Below are 21,038 nucleotides of genomic sequence, written 5' to 3'. Positions count from 1 at the left end.
TGAGATGCTTGAGATTCGTTGATTTATAACGTGGCAGCGAATAATTTTGCAAACAGAATGATGGCAGCAAAATACAGAATACTAAAGCCGATGACCACTTGTAGTGTATGTAGCCAGTGGTGAGATGACTTGGGCTTTTGAGGTGATGTATGGGTTCTCATCTGTTACACCTATTTATTTTAGTGCTTATAAAACCATCATAATGAAGTTGCCATTCGAATTAAAATTGGATTTTGTAATGTTCACATTCGGTTTTTATAATCAATGCATGTGAAGAATGAACAGTATAGAATGAAGCAAAGTTCATAAAATACTCACAAGGTTTTGCTGGTTAGTCAAAATATATGAAAGAAAATTCAGCTGCTCAAACGTCTTCATTGAATCCAATTTCCAAGCTGTTCTTGTATGGTCGAAAGCTCAGTGCAGGCTTGGGTGTGGTTTCGGAAGGATTTTATCTGGTTGCCCGTCATGGTTTATATAAAGACCCGAACAATGCCAATAATACTCGCTATGTTCAGTATTTTTGCCGTCAATTATGCAAGGTATTCAATCTTGACGTTGAAGTCCACGGTACGATTCCGCGTGAACCTGCCTTGTGGGTAAGTAATCATATTTCTTGGCTGGATATTGCGGTATTAGGCTCAGGTGCACGAGTATTCTTTTTAGCCAAGGCTGAAATTGAAAAATGGCCTGTGTTTGGAAAACTGGCAAAAGCGGGCGGAACTTTGTTTATTAAACGAGGTTCGGGAGACTCAATCAAAATTCGTGAACAGATTACCAACTTTCTTAAACAAGATATTCCTGTGTTGTTTTTTCCAGAAGCTACCACTTCCGATGGTACACGGATTAAAAAAGTACATGGTCGAATTTTGGGGGCAGCGATTGAAGCTCAGCGACCTGTTCAAGTCTGTGTAATTTGTTATGTGAATCAACAGGGTGAGTTAGATATGGTCGCGCCGTTTATTGGCGAAAGCACTTTTGTTGATCATATTAAAAATGTGTTGGAAATGCCGAAAGTGACGGCACATTTGTTGACTTTACCGATGATTGATACCGAAGGGCACACGGTCGAAAGTTTAACCGCAACCGTACAACGTGAAATGAATGTGGGTCTAGTGCAGTTACATCAACGAGTATTACATTCGGTACCAGCAACCTCCAACCGTGCTTTGGTTTAAGCACAGTTGGAAACAAGGGTATTACATAAAGCCTTCTACAGGTAACCAAGAAATAAACTTAACTCCTACTTTGTGCCACCACTTCATTTTAGGTTCTGTCGTGTAAGTTTTGATATTTCCATTGGGGTGGGTCAGTCGCCAATTAATTTTATTATTGGCATCTAAAACCAGTTTATAGGCATATTTGGACAAGTTTTGGTCCATGGTTTCATGTACCGCTTTAGCCAAAGGTGGGCTATTTAAAATTACCCCAATCTCGGTATTGAGATACGCTGAACGTGGATCAAAATTAAAAGAACCAATAAACACTTGGCTTTCATCAATCGCTAACATTTTGGCATGTAAGCTAGAGTGGCTGAGTCCTCTTAAACTAATTTTGGCTTTTTGTGAAAGCTCTTCAGTATTGCGATACCAGTTTTCTTGTTCAGGGGCCGCCAGAAACTCATACATTTGCACGCCATTTGCTAAAAGGTCTTGGCGATATTTCCCATAAAATGCATGGACTAAAGCCACGTCATTGGCAATAAAGGAATTGGTCAACACCCGAACCTGAACCCCTTTTTGTGAGATTTTTTCTAAGACATCGGCACCTTTCTTTTCTGGTACAAAATAAGCAGAAACAATATCTAAACTTGAGGTTGGTGTTTCTAAATACGAAATGAGTTGGTGATTTAAATAATCTTCTGGTGCAGCTTTGTCGCGTGTTTTATTGGGGGAGTCTTTCACGACTTTGGCTTTGACCCAATCAAACTGAATACTATGATCTAACCATTGCTCAAAAGCTTGTGAGCGATTGGCTAAATCGAGGTAATTTTGTACCGTAGTATCGGCATAGTGTTCGGTGACTTGTTGCTTCAAACCTTCATAGCGCAAGGTGTACTTTTGAGGATCAACAATTTGGTCGACAGGATAGGCGTAGGTGTCATTCCAGTATTCATTGAAAGATGAAGCAATTTCGTCCGCAGCCGTACCGACCAACATGACATCGACATCAGAAAATTGATAATGATCACTGACATTATAGTATTGGTTACTCATATTACGTCCGCCAATCAGGGCAATCTGGTTGTCGGCAATAAAGCTTTTATTATGCATGCGTCGATTGACACGTTTTAAATCCAGCAAGATATCCATCGCACGGAAGTTACGGAAACCATAAGGATTGTACAGTTTGACATCGATATTGCGGTGCTGTGCGAGTGCTAAATAAATGCCTTCCATTTTCCCCGCGTTATTGTCATCAATCAGCAGACGAACTTTAACGCCACGATCAGCCGCTTGAATAATCGCATGTAATGCAATTGCGCCAATTTTATCGTTGTCCCAAATATAATATTGTAAATCTAAGGTTTTTTCGGCACGTTCAATAAGGTGAATACGCGCAGCCAAAGCCTCTAGCGGGTCATTCAGGACATGAAAACCAGTTAAATTTGGATTTTGTTCGCGGAGTGGATTAATAATTTGGGCTAATGATGTATGAGAAGTGTCAATATCAAATGAATTGACGACAGGTTGTGGCGTATATTGGGGGAGAGTCGAGCAAGCAGGTAAGCCAAATAATAAACTGCTACAAAGTAAAACTACTGCCTTGGATGAGGTCTTCTTTTTAACGACAGACAACTGACGTTGCACAACGTGATTGCTTGGGTCCATTATACTCATCACACTATAATCGCTAGATTTGGTTTGAGTATAATTGTCAGCTATGAAAAGATAAATAAAAATAGAGAATTAGTAATTGGTATAGTGAGTAATGATATTGACAACAGACTCAATGATTTACATTTTTTATGGAAGTTTCGTGCTGATTGCACTTTGGGCGATTGCACAAGCATGGCATAGCCAGTCGCATACAGAAACGATCCATCCATTTAAAGCTTTTGTGCATTTACTCGCATTTTATTTGTCTTATTTACTCTGGCCTTTGGCAGTCTTTAGCCTTTATGCCGGTTGGAGTGGCTATTACTCATTGCATGAAGCTGGTTTTGTGTTCTTGCTGAGTATCGTTTTACTTTATGCACGTTTTGTAGAGCCACATTGTGTCCAAGTCAAAACCACACGATATCAATTGGATGCAGGAAATCGAATTCAAAAGCCAGTGAAAATAGCCTTGGTGGCTGATTTACATATCGGCTTGTTTTCTGGACATGAGCGACAACTAAAAATAATCGTGGAGAAAATCAATCAGCAGCAGCCCGATTTGGTGGTGGTGGCAGGGGACTGGACATATGAACCAGAAGATACTTTGGCAGATGAGTTGGCACCCTTAAAAAAAATTCAAGCCCCTGTGTATTCGGTTTATGGGAATCATGATGAGCAATATCCTGGTCCACCGATACAGGCTTTGTTGAGCCATGCGCTGAGTGTGAATGATGTGATTGATATTGAAGGGCAGATTGTTGAATTTGAAGAGTTTCGCTTAATTGGAGTGGGAGATTTATGGGCTGGCAAGGCAGACATGCGTTATCTGCCAGATTTACCTCAAGACAAGCCTTGGGTAATTCTCTCTCACAACCCAGATACAGTGGATATGGTTCCAAAACTGCCGAATCGACCCTTGATGTTGTCGGGACATACCCATGGTGGACAAGTAGAGTTGCCGTGGTTAACGGATTATGTGATGAAAAAAGTCTCTATTCTGGGACATAAGCGAGGACTGTATAACCATGAACATGCAGATGTGTTTGTGACAGTCGGCACTGGAATGGTCGGCGTTCCATTTCGATTTCGCGTTCCACCCACCATTGATATTATTGAATTGGTTTAATTCAAGGCTTTCGATGTCATTTCGGTATCCGCATAAAAAAGCCCTCAAACTTTGTAAGGTTTGAGGGCTTTTCATCGTTTTAAGATTTTATCGGGTGTAATTATGATTAAACTTGATTATTTACATCATCATTTTTAGTTTCACGAATGGCAAGGAATGCCAGCAATGAAAGAATGGAAGCCGCCGTGAGATAATAACCCACAGCATATAATCCGTAAGTTGTTGCGAGTTTAGTGGCAATCAGTGGCGCAAATGAAGCCCCGAAAATGCCCGCTAAGTTAAAGGTCAAGGCAGAGCCCGTATAGCGAACTGAAGTTGGAAAAATCTCAGACAAGACCGTACCAATTGGGCCATAAGTTAAGCCCATAATGGCTAAACCTGTACACAAGAATAAGAACACCACAAAGGTGTTGCCAGATTCGAGCATGCTCGAGAAAACCAAACCAAATAATGCTGACAGTACACAGACTGCAATCGAGGTGGTTTTACGCCCAAATTTTTCTGCCAATACCGCAGAAAGTGGAATAAAAGCAGCAAAACAAAGTGTTGCGCCCAATTGTAATTCTAAGAATTCAGCGCGTGAATAGCCAAGTTTTGTGGTTCCCCAGTTCAAAGCAAATACTGTCGTCAGGTAGAACACCACAAAAGTACAGATTGAAGCAATTGTACCCAATATTAGCATTGGCAAATGTTTGGTTATGACCTCTTTGAAAGGCACATTCACTTCTTTTTGCTTGTCGAGGACCTTTTGGAATGCAGGTGTTTCATGGAGCTGGAGACGAATCCATAAACCCACAATGACCAAAATTGCACTAGAAATAAATGGAATGCGCCATCCCCATTGCATAAAGTCTTGTTCAGACATTAATGCACCCAAGGTTAGGAATGAGCCCGTTGCCAAAATAAAACCAATTGGTGCACCCAACTGCGGAAACATGCCATACCAAGCGCGTTTGCCTTCTGGCGCATTTTCGGTTGCCAATAACACGGCACCCGACCATTCACCGCCTAAACCAAGCCCTTGACCTAAACGGCAAAGTGCAAGCAGTAAAGGGGCGACAATACCAATTTGAGCATAAGTGGGTAATAAGCCAATACACACTGTGGAAATACCCATGGTAAGTAGGGCTGCGACCAAGGTGGCTTTCCGTCCAATACGGTCACCTAAATGACCAAACAGGGCTGCACCAATTGGACGTGCAATAAAGGCAATGGCAAAGGTCGCCAGTGACTGAATAGTGGCGGTCATCGGATCTGTACTTGCAGGGAAGAACAGATGTGGAAAAATAATGACCGCAGCAGTCGCGTAAATATAAAAATCGAAGAACTCGATAGTGGTACCGACCAGACTAGCGGTAAGTACACGAAATTTTGAATTAGTTGCTACTTCTACTGTAGCTGTAGTTGATGACGCCATGGATAACCTTACACTTACTAAAATTAAAAGAACTTAGTTTTAAAAGCGTAATCTTTTTAAAAAAGGCGTAATTTCTTAAAAAAACAACGGGAAATCGAACTCACATCTACTCTTTTAGGGTCACTAAAACGCGAGAGAAGCCGATTAAATCACGTACAGATAGATCGCGAGGAAGTGTGATCCAGCGCCTATCAGTACAAATACATGCCAGATCGCATGGGTATATCTTACCCGTTTTAAGGCATAAAACAATGCTCCGACTGTATAAGCCAGCCCCCCAAAAACCAGCCAAAAGAGCGCATCTGAAGATAAATAACGTTGCATATCATTGACTAATAACACCGCAAGCCAGCCCATAACCAAGTAGGCAATCAGGGAAACTTTCTGAAAACGATGAATGAAAATTAATTTGAATAGTGTTCCAAGTAGGGCAATCACCCAAAGCGCAATCAGTAAGTTGTGGGCTTTTTCGGTTGGGATGGCAATGGACAGAAATGGGGTATAAGTCCCTGCAATCAAATAATAAATAGCGGTGTGATCGAGTTTTTTTAGCCAAAAGCGTTTTTCGTAGGTCTGCGCCATGTGATACAGCGTGGAACCCGTAAACAGCAGAATCATGCTAAAACCGTATACCCAAAGTCCAATCCACTGCCCTGTAGTGAGGTAAGATCCTTTCATAATGAGCAGAAGTGTAGCGATGCAAGCAAGCACTGCCCCAAGCGCATGGCTCCAGACATTAAATTGCTCTTCGGTATGATGGTAATCTTGCACAATAGGGGCGGTCATACGGGCTGCTTCTTATTAAAAGTACAACTGTATAGTAATTCAATTTTGCTTTTCGTGTAAGACGCTTTAAAATTTAGTCGCAAATTTGATTAGGTTTATTGTATGTCTGACTCGACTTCTCCTTCAGCTCAGGAACAACAGTTTCTCGATGCTGTGCAGCAAGCACTTGAAACACAAAGTTTTGAGCGTTTAATCCTGAGCCAATACAAGGGGGAAATGCAACAGTTAGAAAAAATGACTTTCCGCCTGATTGAGCTACAACAGCAACCTGTCTTGAATGTTTTATATCGACATAAAACCCAAGATGTCACCAAAAACTACCCAATCTCAGATGCCATGCAAATCATTGCGGAGCATTTGGCCTGTTGTAAGCAAGGCAATTTGTTTGCATCGACTCAAGATGTACAACTCAAGCGTAACAAGAAAAAAGATTTACTGACCATTACTCAGAAAACAGCGGTGGCAAAAAATGAAGCTCGTGCAGCCCAAGCGCATGATCGGAGCAAACATCGTTTTGTAGAGCAAGAAAGTGTGTTTTTGCAGCATTTAAGTATTACCGATGCTCAAGGCCAGATTATTCCCAGCATGGCGCGTAAATGGAAACAGATTAATAAATTCGTAGAAATTTTTTCAGGGGCTTTGACGCAACTTCCAAATCAAGATCAGGCGTTGCATGTGGTTGATTTTGGTTCGGGTAAAGGCTATTTGACCTTTGCTTTATATGATTATTTGGCGAAGCAGCAGCAAGTGCCCTTTGTGACGGGCGTGGAATTGAATGAAAAGATGGTAGAGTTTTGCCAACACGTGGCAGAGGCTTCTGGTTTTAAGCAACTGGATTTTTTCCAAGGCGATGTCCGAACCTATCAGCCTGAGCGTTTAGATGTGATGATTGCGCTGCATGCTTGTGATGTGGCAACCGATTTTGCTATTCATACGGGGATTCGCTTAAATGCACAGATGATTATGTGTGCGCCGTGCTGTCATAAAGAATTGCGCCCACAACTGAAAAGCCCAGAAGTATTGAAGCCGATGTTGCACTTTGGTATTCACGCGGGGCAACAGGCAGAAATGCTGACGGATACCATTCGCGCATTACTGTTAAAAGCCTATGGTTATGAAACCAAGGTCTTTGAATTTGTTGCTTTAGAACATACCAGCAAAAATAAGATGATTTTAGCCACTAAACGTGCCGATTTTGTTGCACCTGACGCTACGGTATTGGCACAAATTGAGGCTTTAAAAAATATGTATGGCATTCAAAAACATTCCTTGGAATTGCTGTTAAATAATCAATGGGATCAACGTGATATTGGTGCTAAGTGCTAACAACAAGATTCAAAAGGAATTCGACATGACACTACAGATTCACACAGGAACTTGGGCTGAATTGCAATCAGATGCAAAGCCAATTCGTGAGCAAGTGTTTATTCAGGAACAGCAGATTACTGCGGCAGATGAGTGGGATGCACAGGATCAGGTTTCACAGCATTTTGTGGTATTTGATGGGGAACATGCCATTGCGACAGCACGCTTATTGCCAAATCACAGTATTGGTCGTGTTGCCGTATTGGCATCGTACCGTGGACAAGGGATTGGTAAGCTTTTGATGTTGCAAATTATTCAGCAAGCACAACAGCAGCAACGTCCTTTACTGCAACTTTCTTCGCAAGTCCATGCGATGTCTTTTTACCAAAATTTAGGCTTTCACGTGCATGGAGACGTGTATATGGATTGTGGCATTCCACATATTGATATGCAGATGTCCTTGCTTGCACCGAGCTAAACGTCCTAAATTTCAGACATAAAAAAGCCATCTTCTGAGAGATGGCTTTTTGTTGTTTAATGACCGTTGTGTGCTGTAGATGCTGAGGAGTCAGTCATGGCAGCATGTTCTTCAGCTGTCATATTATGTTCTTCGGCACTCATGTCCATCTGGTGTTCCACTGGTGCACTGCTGGCTTGGGCAGCACGAGCTTCGCGTTGTTTACCTGGCATATAGTCAGGTTCGTTCTGCATCGCTAAATAAAAAACAACCAGAAAAATAATACTTAGAATTGTGGCAATAATCAGGGCCTTCCAACCCCATGGGGATTTTTCAGGAGAAGTATTGTCTGACATAACAAATAACCCAATGGATAAAAAGAAACTTTTAAAATTATGTAACTTTATAACATAAAATGGGGTGGATACAGACCAAATTTTATAAAAAGCTTAATTGTTCTTATTTTAGCTTATGAGATACAGCTGATTTGGAAGAGCGCTCCCCCCAAACCAGCATTTATCGATAGAGAAATTATTGAATAAGTTCGTTGCGTTGAGCTTTTTCTTTTAACAATTGTGGCGGATTAAAGCGCTCACCGTATTTAGCTGCCAGTTGTTCTGCACGTTGTAGCGATTTTTTAATGCCATTTTGATTCAGGAATTGAATTGCACCACCTGTCCAAGGTGCAAAACCGATTCCAAAAATCGAACCGACATTGGCATCAATCACGGATTCTAAAACACCTTCTTCATAGCAGCGTAAGGTATCGAGTGCTTGCACAAACAAGAAGCGATCAATCATGTCCTGTTCAGAAATGTCATTGGTTTTCACCCAACGACTGAGTCCATCCCACAAATGTTTTTTGCCATTTTCAGGATAGTCGTAGAAACCTGCACCTGCCGCTTTACCTTTACGATTCAGCTCGTGAATCATGGTATGCACCACGTCATCAACCGAAGTTTTCGGTAAGTCTTTCCCTTCAGCTTGCAGTGCTTTGCGCGTTTCGCTTGCAACATGCTCAGTCAGAGTCAATGATACTTCATCCTGAATAGCAAGAGGGCCAACGGGCATACCTGCTTTGAGTGCTGCCATTTCAATTTTCGCTGGATGCACGCCTTCGGCAAGTAAGCGCATACCTTCTTGAATAAATGTACCAAACACCCGACTGGTAAAGAAACCACGGCTGTCATTCACGATAATTGGAATCTTGGCAATTTGCTGAACAAAGTCATAGGCTTTAGCTAATGTTTCAGCTGAAGTTTCTTTGCCTTTAATAATTTCTACCAATTGCATTTTGTCTACAGGGCTAAAGAAATGTAAACCAATAAAGTTTTTGGCATCTTTACTTGCTGTAGCTAAACCTGTGATTGGTAGGGTAGAAGTATTCGATGCAAAAATGCCACCGTCCGCTAAATATTGTTCAGCTTCTTGAGTCACCTTGGCTTTGAGCTCTTGATTCTCAAATACCGCTTCAATAATTAAGTCACAGCCTTGCAAATCTCCTGCATCGGCGGTTGCGGTAATCAGGGCTAAGACTTGATCACGTTTTTCTGCTGTCATCCGACCTTGTGAAACACGTTTATCCAAAATTTTTTGTGAATAGGCTTTACCTTTTTCTGCATGTTCAACAGACACATCTTTCAGAACGACAGGAATGCCTTTGATTGCGGTTGAGTAGGCAATGCCTGCACCCATCATACCTGCACCTAACACACCGACTTTCTTCGCTTGCCATTTAGCAATATCCGCAGGGCGGCTTGCACCTGACTTGATGGCATTTAGCTCATGCCAGAATGTGCCGATCATGTTTTTTGACACTTGACCGACAGTCAGTTGGGTGAAATAGCGAGACTCAATACGAAGTGCCGTATCGACATCCACTTGTGCACCTTCAACCGCTGCCGCCATAATCGCTTCAGGTGCAGGGTAACAGCCTTTAGTTTTGTCTCGTAACATTGCAGGAGCAATCGCAAGCATTTGAGCAACCGAAGGGGTTTTAGGATCTCCTCCCGGAATTTTGTAACCTTTCACATCAAAAGGTTGTTGTGCTGCTTTTGTAGAAGGCGGATTGGCTTTAACCCAAGCAATCGCTTTATCTAACAGCTCTTGTTCATTTTCAGCGATGTCATGTACCAAACCGAGTGATTTTGCTTGATCCACCCCAAATTGCTTACCTTCCATGAGGAACGGGAATGCATTTTGTAAGCCAAGCAGACGCACCATACGGACGATACCACCGCCACCAGGAAGTAGACCTAAAGTCACTTCAGGTAAACCAAATTTAGTTTTTGGATCATTGATGGCAATGCGATAATGACAACCTAAAGCGATTTCCCAGCCACCGCCAAGAGCAGTACCGTTTAAAGCTGCAACCACAGGCACGCCTAAGGTTTCAATGCTACGTAGATTGCCTTTGAGCTTTTCCACCATCTTAAAAAAATCGGTGGCGTGTTCAGGTTGTACTTGAATCAGCTCATCTAAGTCGCCACCAGCAAAGAAGGTTTTCTTAGCTGAACGGAAAATAATACCTTTCAGATCAGGTTCGGTTTTGAGCTTTTGACTGACTTCATCTAAAGCATCACGGAACTCTGCATTCATGGTATTTGCAGATTGACCAGATGAATCAAGGGTAAGAATTACAATATTGTCAGCGTTTTTTTCGTATTTAATCGCGCTCATACATCATCGTCCAATATTTTATGGGCTTAATCGTAAGCAATCTGCGGAAGTAAAGATAAGCACCGCAGAGTCTTGTTAAGCTCTCATCTAGTTTCAGGATAAACCTTCGGTTCGACCTACCTTACGAAACGTTGTTTCTCATTCGGCAAAAGTAGCCAAAACCATTGTCATTCGCAAAACCTGTTCAATTCTTTCATTTATACAATTTATCGCAGAAACAATAAATTGTAGATGCTCTACAGGTTGCGAATGCCGTTTCCGAGTCTCATATTTCAGGGGGGGGTGAGTGCTTTACACCAACTCGATAATGGTAGCGATGCCCATACCACCGCCCACACACAAGGTTGCTAGACCACGTTTCTTGCCTTGACGTTCTAATTCATCCAATAACGTGCCTAAAATCATGGCACCTGTTGCACCCAATGGATGTCCCATCGCAATTGCACCGCCATTGACATTGACTTTCTCGGCAGGAACTTTAAGTTCAGTAATAAAACGCATGACCACTGCCGCAAAGGCTTCATTGACTTCAAATAGGTCAATATCATCAATGGTTAAGCCTGCTTTGGCTAAAGCTTTGCGCGCAGCAGGAGCAGGACCAGTCAACATAATGGTTGGGTCTGTACCGACCAATGCGGTTGCAAGTACCTTGGCACGTGGTTTCAAACCTTGTTCTTTTACCGCTTTTTCAGAAGCAAGCAATACCACCGCAGCACCATCAACGATACCTGATGAGTTACCTGCATGATGCACATGGTTAATTTTTTGAGCTTCTGGATATTTTTGTAAGGCAACCGCATCGAAGCCCATTTGTCCCATCATTTCAAAGCTGGCATTCAGTTTTGCCAAGCCTTCAACGGTGGTATTGGCTTTAATAAATTCATCTTTTTCTAAAATCATCACCCCTGAATGATCTTTTACTGGTACGACTGAGTGATTGAAATAACCATTTGATTGAGCCGCTGCCGCTTTTTGTTGTGAACCGACTGCAAAGGCGTCTACATCTGCACGGCTATAGCCATCTAGAGTTGCAATTAAATCTGCACCTATACCTTGTGGAACAAAAGAAGATTTTAAGTTTGTTTCAGGATCCAGTGCCCAAGGTCCACCATCAGAACCCATTGGAACGCGTGACATGGATTCCACACCACCTGCAACCACCACATCTTCCCAACCTGAACGGACTTTTTGTGCGGCTAAATTCACTGCTTCTAGACCTGAAGCACAAAAACGATTGATTTGAACCCCGGCAACATCATCATTCCAACCAGCCGCTATCGCAGCAGTTTTGGCAATATCGCCACCTTGATCACCAATCGGTGTAACACAGCCTAAGACGATATCATCGACTTTTTCGGTGTCGAGTTGATGGCGTTGTTGTAATTCATTCAATAATGTTGTGAGTAAAGTAATTGGTTTTACTTCATGTAATGAGCCATCTTCTTTCCCTTTTCCGCGTGGCGTGCGTATTGCATCAATAATGTAAGCCTCGCTCATCTCGTTATTCCTTGTATTTTGTTCATGACTTTTGCTTTCGAGTGTAATGCTTAATTGCAGAAGCGCAATGACAAGAGTGACATAGGCAGCATGATAGTTTTGGTCAGTTGGTGGGGGATAGTGGTTTGAAAATAGGCGAGGATATTCTTGTGATGACGCTTTTTAAGCCATAAAAAACCCAGACTGTAGAATCTGGGTATCAACTGAAAATCAGTGAGTTGGTTATAAATAACCGTGTAGTTGACGGTATAACCCTGGGGTTACGCCCGTCCATTTCTTAAATGCACGGTGGAAAGTACTGGTTTCACTGAAACCGACTTGCTGTGCGACATCTTCCAAAGTTAAATTTGGATTGAGTAATAAGTGAATCGCGGCATCACGACGTAAAGCATCTTTCACGCCTTGGTAGCTTTTACCTTCCGCAGCCAAACGACGACGTAAAGTTTGTGGCGAAAGATATAACATTGATGCTACATCATTCAGTGTTGGCATTTCTTCACCAATTTGGCTCTTCAACACTTCACGAATACGAGAGGTGAGAGAATTGGTGTTTTTGAATTTAACCAATAGCTGTGCAGGCGCTGCTTTTAAGAATTCTTCTAAGGTTTCTTCATTTTGACGAATTGGTAAATCTAAATAATCCGCCGCAAAGGTGATTTCGGTACGTGGCATGTCAAACTGCATCACGGGAGCGAAAAACAGGGCATCATATTCATCTGCATGGGCAGGGCGCGGGTAGCCAAAATGTACGCGCTCTAAAGGGAGGCGACGTTCAATCAGCCAAGAGGCTAAACCATGCCAAATCATCAACATACTTTCGGTAATGAAATGATTTGGGTCCATTCCAATTGGAATGAGTGGGACTAAGCGGGCTTCATGCTTATCACGCTCTAAAGAAACACACCATTCATCGCCGAACAATTTATAAAATTGCGTCGATAATTCAAGTGCATCACCTAAGGTTTTTGCATGGATGATCAGTTGGCACATAATGGCAAAGGTGCCCAAACGACGAGGTTGGGTATCGAAACCAATATGCTCATCCTGAGTCACCATCCATAACATTTTCACAAAACGTGTGTATTGTTCTGGAGAAATTCGAGCTTTAGGCTGACGTAACAGTTCGGCTTCTATTCCGACGTGCGAAAGTAATGTTTCGACATCCATGCCGAGGCGTTTTACGCCAGTCAAAGCCGCATTGACAAAATGGATACTGATTGTATCGCGGCTCATGTTAAATCCTTCAGTCTCTTTTGTATTCACTTGCGTATGACCTAAATGACGCTAAAAAAGTTTTTATAGGCAATTTACAATAGGTAAATTTGCCTTTCTACATGGTAAATTGCCGAAATGATCAAGGTAAATGGCTGAACATGACATTGTTTTGTTGATTTTATCTTTCTAAGATACATGAAAATACAAGAGTTCAAGAGTAAAAATAACATGCAACATGCTTTACAGGGATTGAAAGTACTGGATTTTTCAACATTGTTACCCGGTCCATTTGCCACTTTATATTTAGCGGATATGGGCGCGGAAGTGACTCATGTGGAATCTCCAACGCGACCAGACTTGATTCGTCTTTTTCCACCTTATGCACATGGGCAAGCGACCGCACATCTTTATTTGAATCGAAATAAACAATCTGTGGCTCTGGATTTAAAAGATCCGCAGAACCTTGCAGCGATTAAGGAAAAGATTAGCCAATACGATATTGTCGTAGAGCAATTTCGCCCGGGTGTCATGCAACGACTGGGATTGGACTATGCCACTTTAGCAGAAATTAATCCGCGACTGATTTATTGTTCCATTACTGGCTATGGTCAAACAGGAAGTTATAAAGATAAGGCAGGGCATGACATTAACTATTTAGCCTTATCGGGTATTGCGGGGCATAGTGGTCGTACTCAGAGTGGACCACCGCCGTTAGGTATTCAAGTTGCAGATATTGCAGGGGGTTCGTTACATGCCGTGATTGGCATTTTAACGGCTGTGATTGAGCGTCATCAGAGTGGAAAAGGGCAGTATATTGATATTTCCATGACCGATTGTGTAGTGGCGTTAAACAGTATGGCCGCCGCTGCCGCATTGGCAGGAAATATCACACAACAGCCAGAATCAGGCATTTTAAATGGTGCTAGCTTCTATGATTACTATGAAACTCAAGATGGGCGTTATCTTTCAATTGGCAGTTTAGAGCCACAATTTATGTCGGGTTTGGCTCGGTTGTTAGAATTGCCAGTTTTATTAGAGAAAGGGGCTTCGCTCCTTGCGGAAGATTGTCTTGAGGTCAAACACGCTTTACAGGAAAAAATTAAAACCCGCTCCTTGTTGGAGTGGCAGCAGTTATTTTCGGTTCAAGATGTCTGTGTAGAACCTGTTTTACAGTTAGATGAAGCTTTGCATTCAGATTTGGCGCAACAACGGCATTGGGTGGTCCATGTTCCATTGCATGAACATTCCACAGAGACCCAAGCGCAGTTGGCATGTCCAATCAAATTTTCGCGTTCAGCAATGCGCTATGACTTTATGGGGCAAGCATTAGGTACAGGCACGTGGTAGCCTGTATTTTTATAAAGTTTTATTCTATATCAATAGCTTAACAAAAAACGACAAAAAGATAATATTTGAACATTAAAAAACAGGCGTAACCTGATAGAAATAAAAAAATTATAAAAGGTTGCAGGTATGCAAAAGCTCCGAATCTCAAGGGGATTGTTCACGCTGTGTTTAATAGGTTTGAGTGTAAATTCATGGACGAATGCCCAGTCGGCTTTTGCTGTCGACAGTCCTTGGATGTTTGGGGATTGGAATGGCACCCGAACTGAATTACAAACTCAAGGATATAGTTTTAACTTGGGTTATACAGGAGAAATGGCCACTTTACTGGATGCAAAAAAGCATTCGAGTCATGGTACTGAATATGCCGATCAGTTTGTGTTAGGCAGTCATTTTGATTTAGATAAAATACTGGGTTGGCAAGACACCGAAGCGCAAATCATTATTACTGAACGGAACGGGCATTCGCTGTCACAAACATCGGATGCTTTGAATGGGCATTTAAGTTCAACCCAAGAAGTTTGGGGGCGTGGGCAAACGTGGCGGTTGACCAATTTTTGGATTAAGAAACAATTTTTCAATCAACAGATGGATCTTAAAGTCGGGCGCTTTGGCGAAGGGGAAGATTTTAATAGTTTTGATTGTGACTTTCAGAATTTAGCTCTATGTGGTTCTCAAGTTGGTAATTGGGTGGGGGATCAATGGTTTAATTGGCCCGTGAGTCAATGGGCAGCCAGACTGAAATATCAAGTTTCCCCTGAAGTCTTTAGCCAAATTGGGGTATATGAATATAACCCTGAGAATTTAAAGCGTAGTCAAGGTTTTAATTTAAGCACTTCGGGTTCCGATGGTGTCATTGTACCTATAGAGGTAGTCTGGCAACCCAAAATTGGTACGCAAAGTAAAACAGGAGAATATCGACTGGGTTATTACTACAGCAGTGCCGATGCAGTTGAAATTCAAAATCCGAATGAAACATCGCATAAGCAAGGCATGTGGATTGTGGCAAAACAACAATTGCTACAACACGCTCAAGATCCGCATCGCGGACTTACAGGGTTTGTAAACCTCACTGTACATGATGATAAAACCAACAATGTCGACAATATGCAAAACATTGGTTTGATCTATACAGGTGTGTTAGATATGCGTCCGCAAGATGAAATTGCCTTGGGATTTGCTCGAATCCATCTAAATGATGACTTAAATACGGGGCAAGATGAAGAATACAATACCGAACTGTATTACGGGTTACATGCAAGCAATTGGTTAATGGTTCGCCCAAACCTTCAATACATTCGACATGTGGGTGCCGACAAAAATGGAGAAAATGTTTGGGTTGGCGGGATTAAGTTTCAAACCGCATTTTAACGGTGTCAGAGAAACCCTCTTTCCTAGATCAATGCTTTAAATGCGAATAAGAATAGCGAAACAAACGACAAAATAATCTAGCTGTTTTTACGGGGCTAGCGATAAATAATAAAGTGAATGAGGTGAATGGAATGAGTAACCCATCAAATGCGATGCGAACCTTTACCGTTATTGTGATGCTTGTGATTGCTGCCTATCTATTAATTGGTGGTCTATGGCTCATTCTGCTTGGTGGTTCAATCTATTATGTGATTGCAGGTCTGCTAATTTTGGCATCAGCCTTCTTACTTAAAAAGAGTCAAGTTTCCTCCTTATGGCTATACAGTTTTTTGATGTTGGCAACCATATTATGGAGTGTATGGGAGGTTGGAACTGATTTTTGGGCACTTGCACCTCGGTTGGATATTTTAGGGGTATTGGGTTTATGGTTGCTCATCCCTGCGGTGACTCGCAATATGAGTCAAGTCCAAGGCAGTAAAATCGCCCTCTCAGGCACGTTGTTGATCGCTATTGCAGTTATGGTCTATGCCATTTTTAATGATCCCCAAGAAATTAATGGCGTCATTCAACAACCGCAACCTGCATCTGCTCAAACCATAGAAGGTGTTGCAAAACAAGATTGGCCCGCTTATGGGCGTACTCAGGGTGGGGTACGTTATTCACCTTTGACGCAGATTAATGATCAAAATGTAAAAAATCTGAAAGTGGCTTGGACGTTCCGCACAGGTGATGTCAAAACAGATAAAGATTCAGGGGAAACCACCAATCAGGTGACACCGATTAAGGTCGGGAATAACTTATATATGTGTACCACCCACCAATGGTTAATTGCCTTAGACCCAGCAACGGGCAAGGAAAAATGGCGTTTTGATCCAAAATTGAAAGCCGACCATACCTTTCAACATCTCACCTGTCGTGGGGTAATGTATTACGATGCCAATAATACAGCCGAGTTTGCGACCAGCTTGCAAAATCGAAAATCGGTTTCTGCTGAGTGCCCACGTAAGGTAATTGTTCCTGTGAATGATGGGCGTTTGGTGGCTGTGAATGCCGATACAGGCAAAGTGTGTTCTGATTTTGGCGAGCAAGGCGAAGTGAATTTACAAAAATTTATGCCTTATGCCTATCCAGGGGGCTATAACCCGACATCACCTGGGATTATTTCGGGTACAACAGTGGTTATTGCGGGTTCAGTCACGGATAACTACTCTTCCAAAGAACCTTCTGGCGTCATTCGTGGCTATGATGTGAATACAGGTGAATTGCTTTGGGTCTTTGATACAGGGGCACAAAATCCTAATGCCATGCCGAATGAAAGTACCACTTTCGTGCATAACTCGCCAAATGCATGGGCGCCTTTGGCGTATGACTCCAAATTGGATATCGTATATGTACCAACAGGGGTGGGAACCCCCGATATTTGGGGTGGAGATCGTACTGAGCTAAAAGAGCGTTATGCCAATTCGATGTTGGCAATCAATGCCAGTACTGGCAAGTTGGTTTGGCATTTTCAAACCACGCATCATGATTTGTGGGATATGGACGTGCCAGCGCAACCTTCTTTGGCAGATATTCAAGATACCACTGGAAAAACTGTTCCAGCGATTTATGTGTTAACCAAAACAGGGAATGTCTTTGTACTAGACCGTCGTACAGGTAAAGCGATCGTGCCTATAAACGAGCGTGCAGTTCCTCAAACAGTGAAACGCGGGCCACAAACCCAAGGCGAACATTATTCGGCAACCCAACCCTTTTCTGATTTAAATCTGGCACCTCAAGACAAGTTAAAAGATAAAGACATGTGGGGTGCGACCATGTTTGATCAGTTAGTTTGTCGGGTCTATTTCCACCGTTTGAATTATGACGGTATTTATACTCCACCTTCAGAAAATGGTACTTTGGTCTTTCCTGGGAATTTAGGCGTATTTGAATGGGGGGGCATGTCGGTGAATGCAGATCGTCAAGTTGCTGTCATGAATCCAATCGGATTGCCTTTTGTCAGCCGTTTAATTCCCGCAGATCCGAATCGTAAAGAAACTGCCAAAGGTGCAGGGACTGAACAAGGGGTACAGCCAATGTATGGTGTGCCTTATGGTGTGGAAATCAGTGCGTTCCTATCTCCACTAGGTTTGCCGTGTAAGCAACCAGCTTGGGGCTATGTGGCGGGTGTAGATTTAAAAACCCATCAAGTGGTTTGGAAAAAGCGGATTGGGACTATCCGTGACAGTTTACCGAAATTGTTCCAACTGCCACCTTTAAAAATTGGAGTACCGGGTTTGGGTGGACCAATTTCAACCGCAGGTAATGTGATGTTTGTCGCTGGCACGCAGGATAATTATCTTCGTGCATTTAATGTCACCAATGGCGAGCAGTTGTGGGAAGGGCGCTTACCCGCAGGTGGTCAGGCAACACCAATGACCTATGAAAGCAATGGTAAGCAATATGTGGTGATCATGGCTGGTGGGCATGGTTCCTTTGGCACCAAGATGGGGGATTATTTGGTGGCCTATGCTTTGCAATAATTGACTATAACTTTTATAAAAAAAGCCTGATTCGTCAGGCTTTTTGCTGACTGAATTGCAACATGGCGGTTCTATTTTTAGCGTTAGCAATAAATAAGATATAGATAGAAGAACAAAGTCCAAAACAGCTAAAAAAGTGCTTAAGCCTTATAGATTCGATCTTTTAGAAAAACAAAAAAGGCTTATCAATAAAACCGCTATTAAATATGTAAAAAACGCGTTTTGTTGATACTTTAAATATCGTTATGCTGTGAGCCGTTATAATGAAACTACTAGCTGTACGCCATGTATTTATATACTGATTTTGATCAGCAACTGATCAATGAACGTGTTGCACAGTTCCGTGACCAAACGGAACGTTATTTAGCGGGTAAACTCACTGAAGATGAATACCGTCCGCTACGTCTCCAAAATGGTTTATACGTACAACGCTATGCGCCGATGTTACGTATTGCTGTTCCTTATGGTTTGATGAGCTCTACGCAGTTACGCAAGGTTGCGGAATTGGCGAAAGAATATGACCGTGGTTATGCACACGTGTCAACACGTCAAAACATTCAGTTTAACTGGCCTGCACTTGAAAATGTGCCTGACATGCTTGCCGAATTGGCAACCGTGCAGATGCATGCAATTCAAACTTCAGGTAACTGTATTCGTAACACCACAACTGACCAATATGCGGGTGTAGTTGCGGGTGAGGTTGCTGACCCACGTCCAACGTGTGAATTGATTCGTCAATGGTCAACCTTCCACCCAGAATTTGCATTCTTACCGCGTAAGTTCAAAATTGCGGTGTCTGCTTTAGAAGAAGTGGATCGTGCTGCAACTTCATTCCACGATATCGGTGTGTATATCGTGAAAAATGAGGCAGGCGAGATCGGTTATAAAATCAAAGTGGGTGGCGGTCTAGGTCGTACACCAATCATTGGTTCAATCATCAAAGAATGGTTGCCACGTGAAGATTTGATTGCTTATCTTGAAGCGGTACTTCGTGTGTATAACTTACACGGTCGCCGTGACAACAAATATAAAGCCCGTATCAAAATTTTAGTCAAAGCATTAACGCCTCAAGTGTTTGCAGAAAAAGTGGAAGCAGAATTTGCACACACTGTGCAAACATTAAAAGTAGATGCTGAAACTTTAGCGAAACTTGATGAAGAGTTTACTCCATTTGCTTATCAGCAATGGGCAGATGAAGACTTCACAGCATTATTTGCTGAACATCCTAAGTTTAAACAATGGTTCAACATTAATACCAATGCACATAAAGTGACAGGTTACCGTGTAGTGACCATTTCGCTGAAACGTGCAGGTATTGCACCGGGTGACGTGACCACTGAAGAGATGAATTTGATTGCAGACCTTGCAGACAAATATACCTTTGGTGAATTACGTACTACACATGAACAAAACATTTCGTTGGTCGATGTACCTCAGAAAGACTTGTTTGAGTTGTGGAAAACCCTTGAACAACAAGACTTGGCGCGCGCGCATATCGGCTTTATTACCGATATTATTTGCTGCCCAGGCGGTGACTTCTGTTCATTGGCAAATGCGAAATCGATTCCAATTTCTGAAGCGATTTCACGTCGTTTTGATGATTTAGATACGGTTTACAATTTAGGTCATATCGACTTGAACATTTCAGGCTGTATGAATGCTTGTGGTCATCACCACGTAGGTAATATTGGTATTTTAGGTGTCGATAAAAAAGGCGCTGAATTTTATCAAATTACCTTGGGTGGTAATGCAGATCATGATGCTTCAATTGGTGACATCTTAGGGCCATCATTTGCAGCAGAAGTTGTACCTGACATTATTGAAGAAATTTTGAATACTTATCTTGATTTACGTCAAGAAGGTGAAGAGTTTATTGAAACTTATCGCCGTGTTGGCATTCAACCATTTAAGGAGCGTGCTTATGCTTAATACCGCACTAAAAGTGCTCTCTAAAGATGGCACAGTTGCAGATAATAGTTACCAATTTATTGGTGAAGATGCTGTATTACCGCAAGGTGATGTGGTATTGACTGTTGATCAGTTGGATCAACTTGCCAATATTACAGGTAAAAAAGCTTTATTCATTACAGTGGATGCTTCTCCTGAAGTGAATGAATTTCCTTTAAATCAATTAGATGCAATCTTTATTGATTTTGCAGGCTTCAATGATGGTCGTGGTTATTCATTTGCTGCATTGTTGCGTCGTCAAGGTTTCCAAGGCGAATTACGCGCAACAGGTGATGTGTTTAAGGATGTCTTAAACTATATGAAGCGTTCTGGTTTCGATACTTTTGTGATTAAAGAAGGTAAAGATATTCAGGAAGCTGCTGCAGGTTTAGCTGACTTCACCCATCCATACCAAGCTTCTACAGCAGTTGCTCAGGCAAGTTATCAAACTGGGGCTTAAGCCGTAAAGTGAAATTCTTAAAAAAGCCTCCTCAAATGGGGGCTTTTTACTGTATGAAAATAAAAATATGTTATTAGTGTTAAAAAATCAGAG

Annotated in this window: 17 protein-coding genes; 9 read left to right on the top strand and 8 right to left on the bottom strand. The window is 42.1% G+C overall.

The window, feature by feature from the left end; all coding sequences use genetic code 11:
- Window positions 1-23: 23 nt before the first annotated feature.
- Complete coding sequence (locus E0H82_RS16565) at window positions 24-161, bottom strand: hypothetical protein (protein WP_165492953.1); 138 nt, start codon at window positions 159-161, stop codon at window positions 24-26.
- Between the two features lie 183 nt (window positions 162-344).
- Here E0H82_RS16565 and E0H82_RS12680 point away from each other — a divergent pair, with 183 nt between their 5' ends.
- The gene (locus tag E0H82_RS12680; protein ID WP_131265123.1) at window positions 345-1,178 is read left to right on the top strand and encodes a lysophospholipid acyltransferase family protein; all 834 of its coding nucleotides are present in this window, start codon (window positions 345-347) and stop codon (window positions 1,176-1,178) included.
- Window positions 1,179-1,199: 21 nt separating this feature from the next.
- Here the strand turns inward: E0H82_RS12680 and E0H82_RS12675 are convergent, their stop codons facing one another.
- On the bottom strand, window positions 1,200-2,831 hold the full coding sequence (locus E0H82_RS12675) for a phospholipase D family protein (RefSeq protein ID WP_131265145.1): 1,632 nt from the start codon (window positions 2,829-2,831) through the stop codon (window positions 1,200-1,202).
- Between the two features lie 100 nt (window positions 2,832-2,931).
- On the opposite strand from E0H82_RS12675, the gene E0H82_RS12670 reads away from it, so the two are divergent.
- A complete protein-coding gene (locus E0H82_RS12670; protein WP_416224501.1) occupies window positions 2,932-3,945 on the top strand; it encodes a metallophosphoesterase in 1,014 nt (337 codons plus the stop codon).
- Between the two features lie 106 nt (window positions 3,946-4,051).
- Here the strand turns inward: E0H82_RS12670 and E0H82_RS12665 are convergent, their stop codons facing one another.
- Together E0H82_RS12665 and trhA are read right to left on the bottom strand one after the other, a co-directional pair.
- The gene (locus tag E0H82_RS12665; RefSeq protein WP_131265122.1) at window positions 4,052-5,362 is read right to left on the bottom strand and encodes an MFS transporter; all 1,311 of its coding nucleotides are present in this window, start codon (window positions 5,360-5,362) and stop codon (window positions 4,052-4,054) included.
- A gap of 144 nt (window positions 5,363-5,506) precedes the next feature.
- Window positions 5,507-6,148, bottom strand: a complete 642-nt coding sequence (gene trhA / locus E0H82_RS12660; RefSeq protein WP_131265121.1) for a PAQR family membrane homeostasis protein TrhA — start codon at window positions 6,146-6,148, stop codon at window positions 5,507-5,509.
- Between the two features lie 102 nt (window positions 6,149-6,250).
- Between trhA and E0H82_RS12655 the strand changes: the two genes are divergently transcribed.
- The gene (locus tag E0H82_RS12655) at window positions 6,251-7,474 is read left to right on the top strand and encodes a class I SAM-dependent methyltransferase (RefSeq protein ID WP_116759970.1); all 1,224 of its coding nucleotides are present in this window, start codon (window positions 6,251-6,253) and stop codon (window positions 7,472-7,474) included.
- A gap of 25 nt (window positions 7,475-7,499) precedes the next feature.
- Window positions 7,500-7,931 (top strand): GNAT family N-acetyltransferase, encoded by a 432-nt coding sequence (locus tag E0H82_RS12650; RefSeq protein WP_131265120.1) that lies wholly within the window; start codon window positions 7,500-7,502, stop codon window positions 7,929-7,931.
- A 56-nt stretch (window positions 7,932-7,987) separates the two neighbouring features.
- Here the strand turns inward: E0H82_RS12650 and E0H82_RS12645 are convergent, their stop codons facing one another.
- The 4 genes from E0H82_RS12645 to E0H82_RS12630 all read right to left on the bottom strand — a co-directional run bounded on the left by E0H82_RS12645 (window position 7,988) and on the right by E0H82_RS12630 (window position 13,319).
- Complete coding sequence (locus tag E0H82_RS12645) at window positions 7,988-8,266, bottom strand: hypothetical protein (RefSeq protein WP_131265119.1); 279 nt, start codon at window positions 8,264-8,266, stop codon at window positions 7,988-7,990.
- A gap of 175 nt (window positions 8,267-8,441) precedes the next feature.
- A complete protein-coding gene (locus E0H82_RS12640; protein WP_131265118.1) occupies window positions 8,442-10,589 on the bottom strand; it encodes a 3-hydroxyacyl-CoA dehydrogenase NAD-binding domain-containing protein in 2,148 nt (715 codons plus the stop codon).
- A 291-nt stretch (window positions 10,590-10,880) separates the two neighbouring features.
- Window positions 10,881-12,086, bottom strand: coding sequence for an acetyl-CoA C-acetyltransferase (locus tag E0H82_RS12635; RefSeq protein ID WP_131265117.1), 1,206 nt, complete (start codon window positions 12,084-12,086; stop codon window positions 10,881-10,883).
- A 222-nt stretch (window positions 12,087-12,308) separates the two neighbouring features.
- Window positions 12,309-13,319: an AraC family transcriptional regulator gene (locus E0H82_RS12630; RefSeq protein WP_116759984.1), complete on the bottom strand. Its 1,011-nt coding sequence runs from the start codon at window positions 13,317-13,319 to the stop codon at window positions 12,309-12,311.
- Window positions 13,320-13,529: 210 nt separating this feature from the next.
- On the opposite strand from E0H82_RS12630, the gene E0H82_RS12625 reads away from it, so the two are divergent.
- From E0H82_RS12625 to E0H82_RS12605, 5 genes are all read left to right on the top strand, one after another.
- The gene (locus tag E0H82_RS12625) at window positions 13,530-14,648 is read left to right on the top strand and encodes a CaiB/BaiF CoA transferase family protein (RefSeq protein ID WP_131265116.1); all 1,119 of its coding nucleotides are present in this window, start codon (window positions 13,530-13,532) and stop codon (window positions 14,646-14,648) included.
- Between the two features lie 126 nt (window positions 14,649-14,774).
- Window positions 14,775-16,016, top strand: a complete 1,242-nt coding sequence (locus tag E0H82_RS12620; RefSeq protein WP_131265115.1) for a carbohydrate porin — start codon at window positions 14,775-14,777, stop codon at window positions 16,014-16,016.
- 131 nt (window positions 16,017-16,147) lie between these two features.
- On the top strand, window positions 16,148-18,538 hold the full coding sequence (locus tag E0H82_RS12615; protein ID WP_131265114.1) for a glucose/quinate/shikimate family membrane-bound PQQ-dependent dehydrogenase: 2,391 nt from the start codon (window positions 16,148-16,150) through the stop codon (window positions 18,536-18,538).
- A 285-nt stretch (window positions 18,539-18,823) separates the two neighbouring features.
- Window positions 18,824-20,467 carry a nitrite/sulfite reductase gene (locus E0H82_RS12610; RefSeq protein WP_131265113.1) on the top strand — a complete coding sequence of 548 codons (1,644 nt, stop codon included), beginning with the start codon at window positions 18,824-18,826 and terminating at the stop codon, window positions 20,465-20,467.
- Complete coding sequence (locus E0H82_RS12605) at window positions 20,460-20,945, top strand: DUF934 domain-containing protein (protein WP_131265112.1); 486 nt, start codon at window positions 20,460-20,462, stop codon at window positions 20,943-20,945. The genes E0H82_RS12610 and E0H82_RS12605 overlap by 8 nt, the downstream gene beginning before the upstream one ends.
- Window positions 20,946-21,038: the final 93 nt, after the last annotated feature.

The organism is Acinetobacter sp. ANC 4910, from assembly GCF_004331035.1.
In the GTDB taxonomy this organism is placed as follows: Bacteria; Pseudomonadota; Gammaproteobacteria; order Pseudomonadales; family Moraxellaceae; genus Acinetobacter.
The sequence above is the reverse complement of the archived record's forward strand: the minus strand, read 5'-3'. Positions and strand labels throughout refer to the sequence as shown.

What these genes read in the sequence shown, in the direction of transcription:
- E0H82_RS12610 (WP_131265113.1), top strand. Translation starts at nt 18,824, where the DNA reads ATGTATTTATATACTGATTTTGATCAGCAACTGATCAATGAACGTGTT.
- E0H82_RS12620 (WP_131265115.1), top strand. Translation starts at nt 14,775, where the DNA reads ATGCAAAAGCTCCGAATCTCAAGGGGATTGTTCACGCTGTGTTTAATA.
- E0H82_RS12675 (WP_131265145.1), bottom strand. Translation starts at nt 2,831, where the DNA reads ATGGACCCAAGCAATCACGTTGTGCAACGTCAGTTGTCTGTCGTTAAA.
- E0H82_RS12625 (WP_131265116.1), top strand. Translation starts at nt 13,530, where the DNA reads ATGCAACATGCTTTACAGGGATTGAAAGTACTGGATTTTTCAACATTG.
- E0H82_RS12605 (WP_131265112.1), top strand. Translation starts at nt 20,460, where the DNA reads ATGCTTAATACCGCACTAAAAGTGCTCTCTAAAGATGGCACAGTTGCA.
- E0H82_RS12655 (WP_116759970.1), top strand. Translation starts at nt 6,251, where the DNA reads ATGTCTGACTCGACTTCTCCTTCAGCTCAGGAACAACAGTTTCTCGAT.
- E0H82_RS12615 (WP_131265114.1), top strand. Translation starts at nt 16,148, where the DNA reads ATGAGTAACCCATCAAATGCGATGCGAACCTTTACCGTTATTGTGATG.
- E0H82_RS12665 (WP_131265122.1), bottom strand. Translation starts at nt 5,362, where the DNA reads ATGGCGTCATCAACTACAGCTACAGTAGAAGTAGCAACTAATTCAAAA.
- E0H82_RS12645 (WP_131265119.1), bottom strand. Translation starts at nt 8,266, where the DNA reads ATGTCAGACAATACTTCTCCTGAAAAATCCCCATGGGGTTGGAAGGCC.
- E0H82_RS12670 (WP_416224501.1), top strand. Translation starts at nt 2,932, where the DNA reads ATGATATTGACAACAGACTCAATGATTTACATTTTTTATGGAAGTTTC.
- E0H82_RS16565 (WP_165492953.1), bottom strand. Translation starts at nt 161, where the DNA reads ATGAGAACCCATACATCACCTCAAAAGCCCAAGTCATCTCACCACTGG.
- E0H82_RS12635 (WP_131265117.1), bottom strand. Translation starts at nt 12,086, where the DNA reads ATGAGCGAGGCTTACATTATTGATGCAATACGCACGCCACGCGGAAAA.
- E0H82_RS12640 (WP_131265118.1), bottom strand. Translation starts at nt 10,589, where the DNA reads ATGAGCGCGATTAAATACGAAAAAAACGCTGACAATATTGTAATTCTT.
- E0H82_RS12680 (WP_131265123.1), top strand. Translation starts at nt 345, where the DNA reads ATGAAAGAAAATTCAGCTGCTCAAACGTCTTCATTGAATCCAATTTCC.
- E0H82_RS12630 (WP_116759984.1), bottom strand. Translation starts at nt 13,319, where the DNA reads ATGAGCCGCGATACAATCAGTATCCATTTTGTCAATGCGGCTTTGACT.
- trhA (WP_131265121.1), bottom strand. Translation starts at nt 6,148, where the DNA reads ATGACCGCCCCTATTGTGCAAGATTACCATCATACCGAAGAGCAATTT.
- E0H82_RS12650 (WP_131265120.1), top strand. Translation starts at nt 7,500, where the DNA reads ATGACACTACAGATTCACACAGGAACTTGGGCTGAATTGCAATCAGAT.